Source organism: Glycomyces sp. L485 (assembly GCF_022548875.1).
Classification (GTDB): Bacteria; Actinomycetota; Actinomycetes; order Mycobacteriales; family Micromonosporaceae; genus Glycomyces.
This window is the reverse complement of the sequence record NZ_JAKZEW010000047.1, coordinates 15925-28423: the sequence shown is the minus strand read 5'-3', so window position 1 is coordinate 28423 and position 12499 is coordinate 15925. Positions and strand designations below refer to the sequence as shown.

Genomic DNA, 12499 nt, shown 5'->3' with positions numbered 1-12499 from the left:
CATCCAAACACCCTGTTGAGTTCTCAAACAACACGCCACAACCAAGCGATACTGAAATCAATTTCAGTTCAGCCTCGGCCGAAGCAACTTGACTACGTTAGCAGTCGCAAACTGCACCGTCTGAAACGGGGTTGATGTCCCCGATCACAGGCAGTCGAGCCTCTATAGAGTCTCAGGTGATCCCCGCGCCTCGATCTTCGGACCGCGCCAGCGCTCTCCCGAGCCTGTCGCGTGTCTCCGTGATCTCCGGACCGGCCTTACCGGCTGTTCCGTTCCCCCGCGGGCAGAGATAAATATACACACCCCCGGAAGGGGCCGAACCGGGGGGTCCTGCTTTGCTTCCACGATACTCTTGAACAGGGCGGACATCAAGATCCGCGGGCAGGTCGTTCCCGGAGGACATGCCCGGGCCCCGACGCGGACCGTCTTCCCGCTTCACCTTCGACTGTTAGCCTGCGAGCACCACGCAACTCTGCGATCAGAGGAGAAGGCATGTCAGTCACTCGCAATGCAAGCACCCGTTGGACCGGCGACCTCCAGAGCGGATCCGGTGTCACCAGCTTCGTCTCGTCCGGCCTGCCGGACACCCCGGTGACTTGGGCGGCCCGTTCCATCGAGCCGGAAGGCAAGACCAGCCCCGAGGAGCTCATCGCGGCCGCGCACGCCTCCTGCTTCTCCATGGCGTTCTCGGGCGCCCTCGCCAAGGCCGGCTTCACCGCCGAAGAGGTAGTCACCGAGGCGGCCGTCGACTTCAAGCCAGGGACCGGAATCACCGGCATCGCGCTCACCGTCCGGGCCACCATCCCAGGGATCGATGCCGAGCAGTTCAGCGAGATCTCTCTCGGCGCCAAGGAGAACTGCCCGGTCAGCCAGGCCCTCAAGGCGGTCCCCATCACCCTGGATGCGAAGCTGGGTTAGGGTCGAACTCAAGCGTTACAAATCTTCATATTAATCGCACACTGTGCGCGAAGACATCAGGCGCACCATCCGTGATCACGGCATTACGGAGTCGGCCCCTTCATGCGGGGTCGACGAGGTGACCGTTGGTTTCGCGCACTTAATTCATAAGTGCGCCCATATGCCCAGCTGAAAACTCACATGCAGAGGAGGTCGAGTTCGTCGTGGCTACTCCCGAGAGCACCGGTCGACGATTCCGCGCCTACACCATTCGTCACCTTGACGACCTGTTGAAGCGCGCGCCGCTGACCGAGGAGCAGAGGCTCCGTACGAGAGCGGTGGCTTCGGTGCTGCCGTTCCGCACCAACACCTACGTCGTCGATGAGCTCATCGACTGGGACAACGCCGTCGACGACCCGATGTTCCGTCTGGTCTTCCCCCAGGAGGACATGCTGCCGGTCGAGGACGTCGATCATATTGCGGAGCTGCTGAGGAACGACGCATCGAAGCAGGAGGTCACGGCGGCGGCCAACGCGGTGCGCTTCAAGCTCAACCCGCACCCCGCCGGACAGATCCAGCTGAACATCCCCAAGGCCGGCGAGGATGTAGTCGAGGGCCTCCAGCACAAGTACAAGGAGACGGTGCTGTTCTTCCCCCAGCAGGGGCAGACGTGCCACGCCTACTGCACGTACTGCTTCCGGTGGGCGCAGTTCGTCGGGATCGACGATCTGAAGATCGCGAACAACGACGTCGAGCAGCTGACCGGCTATGTGCGCCGCCATCCGGAGGTCTCCAGCGTGCTGATGACCGGCGGCGACCCCATGATCATGGGTGAGACGGTCCTTCGCCGCTACATCGAACCGCTGCTCTCGATGGACCACGTGGAGTCGGTCCGCATCGGCTCGAAGGCGCTGGCCTACTGGCCGCAGCGGTTCGTCACCGACCCGGACGCCGACGCCACGCTCCGTCTGTTCGAGGAGGTCGTGAAGTCCGGCCGGAACCTGGCGTTCATGGCGCACTTCTCGCACCACAAGGAGCTCGAGTCCGAACTCGTCCAGGAGGCGGTCCGCCGCATCCGGGAAACGGGCGCGATCATCCGCACCCAGGCGCCGTTGATCCGCACCATCAACGACGACGCCGCCCAGTGGGCGCAGATGTGGCGGACCCAGCACAAGCTCGGCATGATCCCGTACTACATGTTCGTCGAGCGCGACACCGGTCCCCAGGACTACTTCTCCGTACCGCTGGTGCGGGCATGGGAGATCTTCCGGGACGCGTTCAGCCAGGTATCGGGCCTGTGCCGGACCGTGCGCGGCCCGTCGATGTCGGCGACGCCCGGCAAGGTGGCCGTCGACGGCGTAACTGAGATCCACGGTGAGAAGGTGTTCGCGCTGCGGATGCTCCAGGCTAGGGATCCGGACATCGTGGGCCGGCCGTTCTTCGCGAAGTACGACGAGAACGCGGTCTGGGTCGACGACCTGAAGCCCGCGTTCGCCGACAAGTTCCCGTTCGAGGCCTAGTCCGCCGCGACCGCCCGTTCGAACTTCATATCGAGATCGTTGCCCTGGCAGGAACGAGCTTCGAGGCCGGAGCGGCCCGACCGCTCCGGCTTTCGCGTGCTCAGGCGGTGCACAAGGAGCAGTTCAGGGTGGCCGACGGCAGCTGCGACGCTGCAGGCCTCGCCCGGCACCGACGACCACGACAAGCTGCGGCTGCTGTGGCCTGGCCGTGCGGCCTTAACCCCAGGAGGCGGCCACCTGATCGTCGGCGGTCAGATCTGTGGGGCCTCGCTGCGCCGGGATTCGAGGGCGCGGAGGTAGGCGAGGTCGACGCCTTCGAGGCTGTCGAGGGTGTGGACGTCGATCTCGGGCGGAAGCTGGACTTCGCTGGGGATCGCGATGGTGACCGCGCCGGCGGCGATCGCGGAGCTGACGCCGGTGAGGGAGTCCTCCAGGACGATGCTCCGGGTGATGTCGACGCCGAGCTTCTGGGCGGTGGTGTGGTAGGGCTCGGGGTGGGGCTTCTTGCGTTCGACCTCGTCGCCGCAGATGGTGACGTCGAAGTTCTCCGGGCCCATCTGTTGGAGCAGCAGGTCGGCCAGTTCACGCGGAGTGGAGGTGACCAGAGCGGTGGGCAGGTCCGCGGCGCATGCTTCGAGCAGGAGTTCGCGGGCGCCGGGCTTCCAGGGGACGCCCGCGGCGAACAGCTCCTGCATCCGACGGCGCAGCCATGCCTGGTGTTCGGGTGCGGACTCGATGGGCAGGCCGAGGCTCTCGAGCAGGATGACGACCGAGGCGCCCTCGTTGGTGCCGACCATGGTCTTGCGGACGTCCGCGTCGAGGCGGCCGCCGAGCAGCTCGGCGAGATCGGCGAGCGCCACGTCCCAGCGCGGCTCGGAGTCTACGAGGGTGCCGTCCATGTCGAAGAGCACGGCTTGCGGGAAGTCAGTCACGTCTTAGACGGTACGGCGGTGGCGTGTGGGACCGGCGGGTTCAAAGCTCGGTCGCGAGGAGGCTCACAGACTCAGGCGAGTCCGGCGCGGTGGTGGCGGCGGCACAGGACGGTGTAGGAGTCCATGTCGCCGACTTCGACGAGGTCGCCGGAGAAGACCATGACGCCTTCGCGGACGCGGGCGTTGTGGGTGCCGCGCTCGCCGCACCAGCAGTTGACGCGGACGGGGAGCTCCTCGATGCGGTCGGCGAGTTCGATGAGGCGCTGGGAGGCGGGGAAGAGCCGTCCGAGGAAGTCGGTCTTGAGGCCGAAGGCGTAGACGTCGACGCCGAGGCCGTCCACGGCGTCGGCGAGGTGGTTGATCTGCTTGGGAGCGGAGAGGAACTGGACTTCGTCGACGACGACGTAGGGCGGGCGGGTCTCGGCGAGGTCGTCGTAGAGGTCAAGGTCGTGGGTGATCTCCTTGGCCTTGTGTGCCAGGCCGATCCGGCTGGAGATGACGCCTTCGCCGCTGCGGTCCATGGTCGTGTAGAGGACGCCGTGCCCGCCGAGGGAGTGGTGGTACTGGAGGGCGAGGGTGGATTTTCCGGCGTCCATGACGCCCAGGTAGGCGACGAGTTCGTGCGACATGGCCCCTATGGTGCAACGTGGCGTCTTCGGGGTCGTTGGCGGATCTGGGTGCGGTGCCCGGCGCCCCATCGGCGCCGGGCCCTTGCTGGTTCTACTTGGCGTTGAAGTAACTGGCCTCGGGGTGGTGCAACACGATCGCGTCGGTGGACTGCTCGGGGTGGAGCTGATCGCCTTCGGAGAGCTCCACGCCGATGCGGTCGGCACCGAGGAGCTCGACGAGCGTCGCGCGGTCGGCAAGCTCGGGGCAGGCCGGGTAGCCGAAGGAGTAGCGGCAGCCGCGGAAGTCGACGTCGAGGATGCCCTTGAGGTCGTCCGGGTCGGCGTCGGCGACGGTGGAGCCTCCGGGCAGCTTCCATTCGCGCCTGATGCGGCGGTGCCAGTATTCGGCGAGTGACTCGGTCAGTTGGACGGTGAGCCCGTGGACTTCGAGGTAGTCGCGGTAGGCGTTGGCCTCGAACAGTTGGTTGGTGTACTCGGAGACCTTGGAGCCCAACGTGACCAGCTGCATGCCGAGGACGTCGAGCCGTTCGCCGTCCTTGGCTCGGAAGAAGTCGGCGAGGCACAGCCGCCGACCCTGGCGCTGTCTGGGGAAGGTGAAGCGGGCGCGTTCGGCGTGACCGTTCTCGTCGAGGACTACGAGGGAGTTGCCTTCGGAGTAGGCCGGCAGGTAGGCGTAGACGACCTTGGCTTCGAGGACGTTGTCGGTGGCGAGGCGGTCGAGCCAGTAGCGCAGGCGCGGCCGACCCTCGGTCTCGACGAGCTCCTCGTAGGAGGGGCCGTCGCCGCGAGTTGGTTTGAGGCCCCACTGGCCGAGGAAGGTGGCGCGTTCGTCGAGCATCGCCGAGTACTCGGCCAGGGCGATGCCCTTGACGACGCGCGAGCCGTAGAACGGCGGCACGGGGATGTCGGCGTCGGTGGCGACGTCGCTTCGCACGGAGGTGTCGTGGAGGTCGGGCAGGTTCTCGGCGACGAGGGTGGCCTGCCTGGCGCGGCGCTCCTGGCGTTTGGCGATCTTCTCGGCCTGGGCGGCGTCGATGACGGGGCCCCCTTCCCCTCGGCGGGCGGCCATGACGCGGTCCATGAGCGCGAGGCCTTCGAAGGCGTCGCGAGCGTAGTGGACCTCGCCGCCCTCGAACATGCCGCGCAGGTCGTCTTCGACGTACGCCCTGGTCAGGGCGGCGCCGCCGAGCACGACGGGCCAGCGGCCGTGGAGGCCGCGGGCCATCATCTCGGCGAGGTTGTCCTTCATGATGACCGTGGACTTGACGAGGAGGCCGCTCATGCCGATGACGTCGGCCCGGTGTTCCTCGGCCGCGTCGAGGATGGCGTTGATGGGCTGCTTGATGCCGAGGTTGACGACCGTGTAGCCGTTGTTGGACAGGATGATGTCGACGAGGTTCTTGCCGATGTCGTGGACGTCGCCGCGGACGGTGGCGAGGACGATGGTGCCCTTGCCCTCGTCGTCCTCGGCCCGTTCCATGTGGGGCTCGAGGTAGGCGACGGCCGTCTTCATGACCTCGGCGGACTGGAGGACGAACGGCAGCTGCATCTGCCCGGAGCCGAATCGGTCGCCGACGACCTTCATGCCTTCGAGGAGGTGGTCGTTGATGATGTCGAGTGCACTGCGGTCGCCGAGGGCGGTGTCGAGGTCGGCTTCGAGGCCGTCCTTCTCGCCGTCGATGATGCGGTACTGGAGGCGCTCTTCGAGGCTCATCGCCGCGAGGGCCTCGGCGCGGGCCTCGCGGGAACCGGCGAGGCTGACGCCGTCGAAGATCTCGATGAGCTTCTGGAGCGGGTCGTAGTCCTCGGTGCGGCGGTCGTAGACCATGTCGAGGGCGACCTGCTTGTGCTCCTCGGGGATCGAGGCCATCGGCAGGATCTTGGAGGCGTGGACGATGGCGCTGGTCAGGCCGGCTTCGACGCATTCGTTGAGGAACACGGAGTTGAGGACCTGGCGGGCGGCCGGGTTGAGGCCGAAGGAGATGTTGGAGATGCCGAGGGTGAAGTTGACGCCCCGGTAGCGGCGGGCGATCTCCCGGATGGCCTCGATGGTCTCGATGCCGTCGCGGCGGGTCTCCTCCTGGCCGGTGGAGATAGGGAAGGTGAGTGCGTCGACGAAGATGTCCTCGACGTCCAGGCCCCACTTGCCGGTCAGGTCGTCGATGAGGCGGGAGGCGACGCGGACCTTCCAGTCGCGGTCGCGGGCCTGGCCGTCCTCGTCGATGCACAGGGCGACCACGCCCGCGCCGTGTTCGGCGACGATCGGCATGACCCGCGCGTAGCGGGACTCGGGGCCGTCGCCGTCCTCGAAGTTCACCGAGTTGATGATGCATCGGCCGCCGAGGGCCTCGAGGCCGGCCTCCACGACGACGGGCTCGGTGGAGTCGAGCATGATCGGCAGGGTCGAGGCGGTGGCGAAGCGTGAGGCGAGGACGCGCATGTCCTCGGCGCCGTCGCGGCCGACGTAGTCGACGCACAGGTCGAGCAGGTGGGAGCCGCCGCGGGTCTGCTCGCGGGCGATGTCGACGCACTTGTCGTAATCGGCGGCGAGCATGGCTTCGCGGAAGGCCTTCGAGCCGTTGGCGTTGGTGCGTTCGCCGACGTTGAGGATCGTGGCGTCCTGCTGGAACGGCACGTGGTGGTAGGAGGAAGAGACGCCCGGTTCGCGCAGGGGGGCGCGTTCGGCGGGCGCTCTGCCGTCGAGGCGGTCGCGGACGGCTCGGATGTGCTCGGGGGTGGTGCCGCAGCAGCCGCCGACGAGGCTGACGCCGTAGCGGTCGACGAATTCCTCGTGGGCGTCGGCGAGCTCGGAGGGGGTGAGCGGGTATTCCGCGCCGTTGGGGCCGAGCTGCGGGAGGCCCGCGTTGGGCATGACCGAGATCGGGACCGGCGAGTGGCGCGAGAGGTAGCGGATGTGCTCGGTCATCTCGGCCGGGCCGGTGGCGCAGTTGAGGCCTATGAGGTCGATGTTCAGAGCGGCCAAGCTCGTGAGCGCGGCACCGATCTCCCCGCCGACGAGCATGGTGCCGGTGGTCTCGACGGTCACCTGGGCGATGATCGGGACGCTGGTGCCGAGGGCCGCGTTGGCGCGCTTGGCGCCGATGACGGCGGCTTTGGCCTGGAGGAGATCCTGGCTGGTCTCGACGAGGATGGCGTCGGCGCCGCCTTCGACGAGCCCTAGGACGCATTCCTGGTAGTGGTCCCTCAGGAGCGCGTAGGGGGCGTGGCCGAGGGTTGGGAGGCGAGTGCCGCCGCCCATGGAGCCGAGGACGAAGCGGGGCTGTTCGGGGGTGGCGTACTCGTCGCATTTCAGGCGGGCGAGTTCGGCTGAGGCGCGGGCGAGTTCACGGGCGCGGTCGGTGATGCCGTACTCGACCAGGCCACCGTAGTTGGCGTTGAAGCTGTTGGTCTCGACGCAGTCGGCGCCGGCGGCCAGGTAGGCGTCGTGGATGCCGAGGACGATGTCGGGCCTGGTCAGGCACAGGATGTCGGAGAGGCCCTCGTGGCCGTCGTAATCCTCAAGGCTGGGATCGAACGAGTGCAGCATGGTGCCCATCGCCCCGTCGGCGATCACGACGCGGCGGCTGAGGGTCTCCAGGAAGCTGTTCGACGCAGACACGTCCCCCAGGGTACTTCCGCGTGCCGCGAAGTAAGAAACAGGTTTCACTGAATGGGCAGGGTGTCGGTCGAATATCACAATTCGGCCCATAGGCTGGGAGCATGGTTCTCCTGTTCTATCCGGTGTTGGCCGTCGTCGGCAGTTACGTCCTGTACCGGACCATCCGGACGGCGGTGCGCGACGCGATCGAGGATTCGGACGAGCGACGCAGCGGGTCAGACTCCGAAGGGCGTAACATCGACTCGTAGCCTTGCTCACTCCCGAAGGGACGCAGATGGATACGCCTGATAATCACTTGTGGACCGAGGTGACGGACCCCGCGAGGCTGCGGGAGATCGTCGGCGAGGTCAAGCAGCGCGCCGCCACCAAGGAGCGCTCGAAGCTCCATGAGCGCGACCGCGAATGGCTTGCGGTCTCCCCGTACTGCATCGTCGCGACCTCGGACGCCGATGGCAACTGTGACGCCTCTCCCAAGGGCGACCCCGCCGGCATCGTGCACGTCCTGGACGATTCGACCATCGCGATCCCCGAGCGCAAGGGCAACCACCGCGTCGACGGTTACCACAACGTCCTGGAAAACCCGCATGTCGGCCTGCTCTCGCTCGTGCCCGGGCGCCGGGAGACCCTCCGGATCAACGGCCGCGCCCGGATCGAGGCGGCCGCTCCGTTCTTCGGAGGCATGATCGTCAAGGGCCATAAGCCGATCCTCGCGCTGGTCGTCGAGATCGACACGATCTTCTTCCACTGCGGCAAGGCGTCCATGCGCTCGGGGATCTGGAAGCCCGAGACGTGGACGCCCGACGCGCTGCCTTCACACGCGCAGATGGTCAAGGAGACCCAGCCGGTCGAGGAGACCCTCGACCAGCTGGTCGAGTACTACGGCGAGCAGTACGAGAAGCAGCTGTACTAGGCCTACGGCCTAGCCGGCGGCCTTGAGCCGCTCGATCGACTCGTCGTCGCAGTTCGCCCAGAACTCCCCCACCACGTCCTCAAGCTGCTGCATCGACCCGGCATCGAACAGTTTGTCCTGGTACTGGGTGATGTCGTACTCGATGGTGCCCATCGTCAGCAGGTCGAGCGGCAGGATCGTCATCCCCGGGAACTCGTCGATCTCGCCGTACGAGGACAGGATGCCCGCTCCGTACGCCTTGAGGCCGTCCGGTTCGCTCATGACCCCGAACTCGAGGGTGAACCAGAAGACGCGGGAGACGAACTCCAGGGCGTCCTCGGAGTGGACCCGCCGGGCCGCCTCGCCGGCGATGCGATACAGCGCGGCGAAACGTGGGGAGGCGAGCGCGTTGGCGTGGCCGATGACCTCGTGGATCACGTCGGGCTCGGGCGTGTAGAAAGGCACCGAATGGTGCCGAATGTACTGGGTGGCGTAGAACTTGCCCTCGGCGAGTACGCCGTAGAAGTCGCGCAGCGGGACCAGCCCGGCCGCGGGCATGTAGCTGAACCCGGTGAGCGGTTCCAGCTTCTCGGAGACCTCGGAGAGCTGCGGAATGTGGTCGGCCGGGAGTTTGAGGCGCTCGGCGCCCTCCAGGTATTCGCGTACGGCCCGTTGCTGGTGTTTGACGGCCAGTTCCCCACTGACCAGCCGCCACACTTCTTGTTCGTCATCGGTGTAGGAAGCGGCCGGTACCGGTTCCCCGGGCCTCCAGTCCAATGCGAGTGCCGCGAGGGCATTGCGTCGCTCGCGGTATTCGGCGTCGGCGAAGCCCGGGTGGTTCTCACCCAGCTCCACGACGACCGTGCCGTCTGCGTCGGTGTTGACCGGCGCGAAATACTGTCCTTCTTCGAACATAGAGCCAGTTCATCAGGTCCTGGGCGGCCTGTCAACGCGATCGCGGCCGTCGGTGCCGACGGCCGCCGATCAGGCGAAGCGGAGTTTCGCGGGCGTCTCGGCCGCGGCCGATTTGCGCAGGAACGCGCGCCGCTGCTCAGCGAATCCGTGGCGGTCGTCGAAGAAGTCGCGGGCCATCTCGGCCAGCTCGATCGTCTGGTAGTACGACAGCGGCCTCGCCTCGGCCCGGCGACGCTCCTTGGCTGCGAACATGCGCCCGCGCGTGATCGGCTCGTTGTAACCGAGGGCGACGGCGGTGAGCCACTGTTGGAACGACGGCCAGTCGCGGGGGCCGACGGCCCGGATCAGGCCGATGCGCGCCGCCTCGGCGGCCGAGATCGGCAGCTTCTCGCCCAGGAGGGCGGCGGCGCGCTCGGGGCCGACGCGGCTGGCGACCGACCAGGTGTGCAGCTCGGAGCCGAAGATGCCCATGTCGTAGTACGGGTTGAGGACGACGCCGTCGCGGGCGACGGTGACGTCGGCGCAGAGGGCGGCCATGACGCCGCCGGCGCCGGCGTTGGCGCTGTAAGCGGCGAGGGTGAGCTGTTCGGCCGAGGCGATGGCCATGCACAACTCGTCGATGGCGCAGATGTTGTCCCAGGCCTCGGAGGCGGGGTCGTCTGCGGCGTCGATGACGCCGAGGTGGATGCCGTTGGAGAAGGCGTGCTCGGTGCCGGTGAGGACGAGGATGCGCGTGTCCTCGGTGAGTGCCTTCTCGACGGCGGCGGCGAGGCGGCGGCACTGCTCGGTGTGCATGGCGCCGTTGTAGGAGCGGATGGTCAGATACCCGATGTCGCCTTCGCGGCGGTAGGAGGACTCGGCCATGGCCTCGGGGACGGGCAGGTACGGCGCGTCGGCGGCGTCGACGACCATCGAGGCGGGGAGCTTGGGACCGCGTTTGGAAGTGAGTTCGGCGGCGTAACCGACCCAGAGGGTGCCCTTGCCGCAGGCGACGGCGACCGCTTCGAAGTTGCGGCCGACGACGGTGCCGGGCGAGGCACCGTGATCGTCGTCGACGGCGAAGGCGTCGAAGAGGCACAAGGTGCGCCCGCCGAGGTCGACCGGGGCACCGGGGGCGCCGTCGGCGGCGGCGATGCGGCGGGCGAGCTCGGCGGCCGGGGCCCTCCAGTCGAGCTCGAAGGACTTGCGGCGCAGCAGGGGCAGATCGGTGGTGCGCGGGACCTCGCGGGGGTGGTCGTCGGCGGCCAGCGCGCGCCCGCCCGACTCGAACTTGCGGACGGTCTTCTCGACGCATTCGACGGCCGCGTCGGCGACGAGGCCGTTGTACAAGGCGCTCTTGGTGATCGAGGAGGGCACCTCGAAGGTGGAGGTGGCCCAGACGGGGCCGGCGTCCATCTCTTCGACAGCGGAAAGGGCGGTGACGCCCCAGCGTGTCCTTCGGTCGAGGATCGCGTGGTCGAGCGAGGACGGTCCGCGGTCCCCCACTGGTCCGGGGTGGACGATGACGGTCGTCCAGCGCTGCCAGACCGCTTCGGGGACGCGGTGTTTCAGGAAGGGGCACAAGATGAGGTCGGGGTCGATCTTCTCGACGGTCCGGGTGAGCGATTCGGGCGTGTCGAAAGCCGGCGCCAGTTCGAGGCCGACTTCATGCCCCTGCTCGCGCAGGGTGCACCAGACACGCTGGGTCAGTCCATTGAAGGCTGACACCAGCAGCAGGATCTTCAATTGCGACTCCTCTGGCGGCGTGGGGAGTCGGCGACGCTCGGTTATCGAGCGTACCGAGTCTCGGCGATTCGCACAATAAGCGTGAGCAGTCTATTCCGAGCAATCCTTCGATAGTGTCTCGGGCCAGCGCGGGCGCGGAGGGGTCATCCCCACCAGCGGAAAGGGTTTCGCTCGCCCAGTCGTCGACGGCGGTGAGCGCCCCGGCGGTGTCGAGGTCGTCGGCGAGGCGGTTCCTGACGGCGGTCAGCATGGCGCCGGCGGGGACGGCGAGTTCGCGTGAGACGGCTTCGCGCCAGCGGCCGAGGCGCAGTTCGGCTTCGGCCAGGGTGGCGGGGGCCCATTGACGGTCGGACCGGTAGTGGTCGGCGAGCAGGGCCAGGCGCACGGCGGCCGGGTCGACGTCTTGCGCGCGGAGCTTGGAGACGAACACGAGGTTGCCCAGGGACTTCGACATCTTCTCGCCGTCGAGGCCGATCATGCCGGTGTGGACGTAGGCGCGCGCGAAGGGCAGCTCCCCGGTGAGCGACTCGGCGTGGGCCGCGGACATCTCGTGGTGGGGGTAGATGAGGTCGTTGCCGCCGCCTTGGACGTCGATGGTGGCGCCGAGGTGCTCGATGGCGATGCAGGTGCACTCGATGTGCCAGCCGGGGCGGCCGGGGCCGACCGCGGAGTCCCACGACGGCTCGCCCTCGCGCGGGGCGTTCCACAGGATCGGGTCGAGGGGGTGCCGTTTGCCCTCGCGGTCGGGATCGCCGCCGCGTTCGCGGGCGTAGCGGATCATGGTCTCGCTGTCGTAGCTCGAGATCGAGGCGGCCGCGGGGTTCGCGTCGATGTACTCGGTGACGGAGTAGTAGATGTCGCCGGATTCGTGCCTGTAGGCCGCACCCTTGTCGAGGAGTTCGGCGACGGCCTTGCCCACCAGGGGGATCGTCTCGACCGCGCCGACGAAGTGGCGTGGCGGGACGATCCCCAGCGACTCCATGTCCTCGCGGTAGAGCGCGGTCTCGCGCAGGCCGAGGACCTGCCAGTCGGTGCCGTCGCGTTCGGCCCGCTCGAACAGCGGCTCGTCTACGTCGGTGACGTTCTGCGCGTAGTTCACGTCCAGGCCCTGGTCGAGCCAGTAGCGGTGGACCAGGTCGAAGGTGATCATCGTGGCGGCGTGGCCGAGGTGGGTGGCGTCGTATGGCGTGATGCCGCACACGTACATGGTGGCGCGCTCCGCGCCCGGCCCAGTCACCGTGAGCGCACCGCCGGTCGCGGTGTCGTGCAGGCGCAGGTCGGGGCCGTGACCGGGGAGGGCGGGCACGGCGGGTGGGGTCCAAGATTCCATAGCGGCGATCGTAGTTCGAATCGTGGCCGAGCGGCCAGGCCCG

Annotated in this window: 10 protein-coding genes; 4 read left to right on the top strand and 6 right to left on the bottom strand. The window is 67.7% G+C overall.

The window, feature by feature from the left end:
• Positions 1–492: 492 nt before the first annotated feature.
• Complete coding sequence (locus tag L0U85_RS17820; protein WP_241379106.1) at positions 493–918, top strand: OsmC family protein; 426 nt, start codon at positions 493–495, stop codon at positions 916–918.
• A 203-nt stretch (positions 919–1121) separates the two neighbouring features.
• Complete coding sequence (locus L0U85_RS17815; RefSeq protein ID WP_241379105.1) at positions 1122–2417, top strand: lysine 2,3-aminomutase; 1296 nt, start codon at positions 1122–1124, stop codon at positions 2415–2417.
• A gap of 251 nt (positions 2418–2668) precedes the next feature.
• Here the strand turns inward: L0U85_RS17815 and L0U85_RS17810 are convergent, their stop codons facing one another.
• The 3 genes from L0U85_RS17810 to metH form a co-directional block, all read right to left on the bottom strand.
• Positions 2669–3349, bottom strand: a complete 681-nt coding sequence (locus tag L0U85_RS17810) for an HAD family hydrolase (protein ID WP_241379104.1) — start codon at positions 3347–3349, stop codon at positions 2669–2671.
• A 71-nt stretch (positions 3350–3420) separates the two neighbouring features.
• A complete protein-coding gene (locus L0U85_RS17805) occupies positions 3421–3978 on the bottom strand; it encodes a thymidine kinase (protein WP_241379103.1) in 558 nt (185 codons plus the stop codon).
• Positions 3979–4069: 91 nt separating this feature from the next.
• Entirely contained in the window at positions 4070–7597 is a 3528-nt protein-coding gene (metH, locus tag L0U85_RS17800) for a methionine synthase (protein ID WP_241379102.1), read from the bottom strand.
• 101 nt (positions 7598–7698) lie between these two features.
• Between metH and L0U85_RS17795 the strand changes: the two genes are divergently transcribed.
• Positions 7699–7845 carry a hypothetical protein gene (locus tag L0U85_RS17795; protein WP_241379101.1) on the top strand — a complete coding sequence of 49 codons (147 nt, stop codon included), beginning with the start codon at positions 7699–7701 and terminating at the stop codon, positions 7843–7845.
• Positions 7846–7871: 26 nt separating this feature from the next.
• Positions 7872–8507 (top strand): pyridoxamine 5'-phosphate oxidase family protein, encoded by a 636-nt coding sequence (locus L0U85_RS17790; protein ID WP_241379100.1) that lies wholly within the window; start codon positions 7872–7874, stop codon positions 8505–8507.
• A 9-nt stretch (positions 8508–8516) separates the two neighbouring features.
• On the opposite strand, the gene L0U85_RS17785 is transcribed toward L0U85_RS17790, so the two are convergent.
• The 3 genes from L0U85_RS17785 to mshC form a co-directional block, all read right to left on the bottom strand.
• A complete protein-coding gene (locus L0U85_RS17785) occupies positions 8517–9401 on the bottom strand; it encodes a phenylalanine 4-monooxygenase (RefSeq protein WP_241379099.1) in 885 nt (294 codons plus the stop codon).
• Between the two features lie 69 nt (positions 9402–9470).
• Positions 9471–11126, bottom strand: a complete 1656-nt coding sequence (locus L0U85_RS17780; protein ID WP_241379098.1) for an enoyl-CoA hydratase-related protein — start codon at positions 11124–11126, stop codon at positions 9471–9473.
• A complete protein-coding gene (gene mshC, locus L0U85_RS17775; RefSeq protein WP_241379097.1) occupies positions 11047–12456 on the bottom strand; it encodes a cysteine--1-D-myo-inosityl 2-amino-2-deoxy-alpha-D-glucopyranoside ligase in 1410 nt (469 codons plus the stop codon). Before mshC ends, L0U85_RS17780 begins: the two co-directional genes overlap by 80 nt.
• Positions 12457–12499 lie beyond the last annotated feature (43 nt).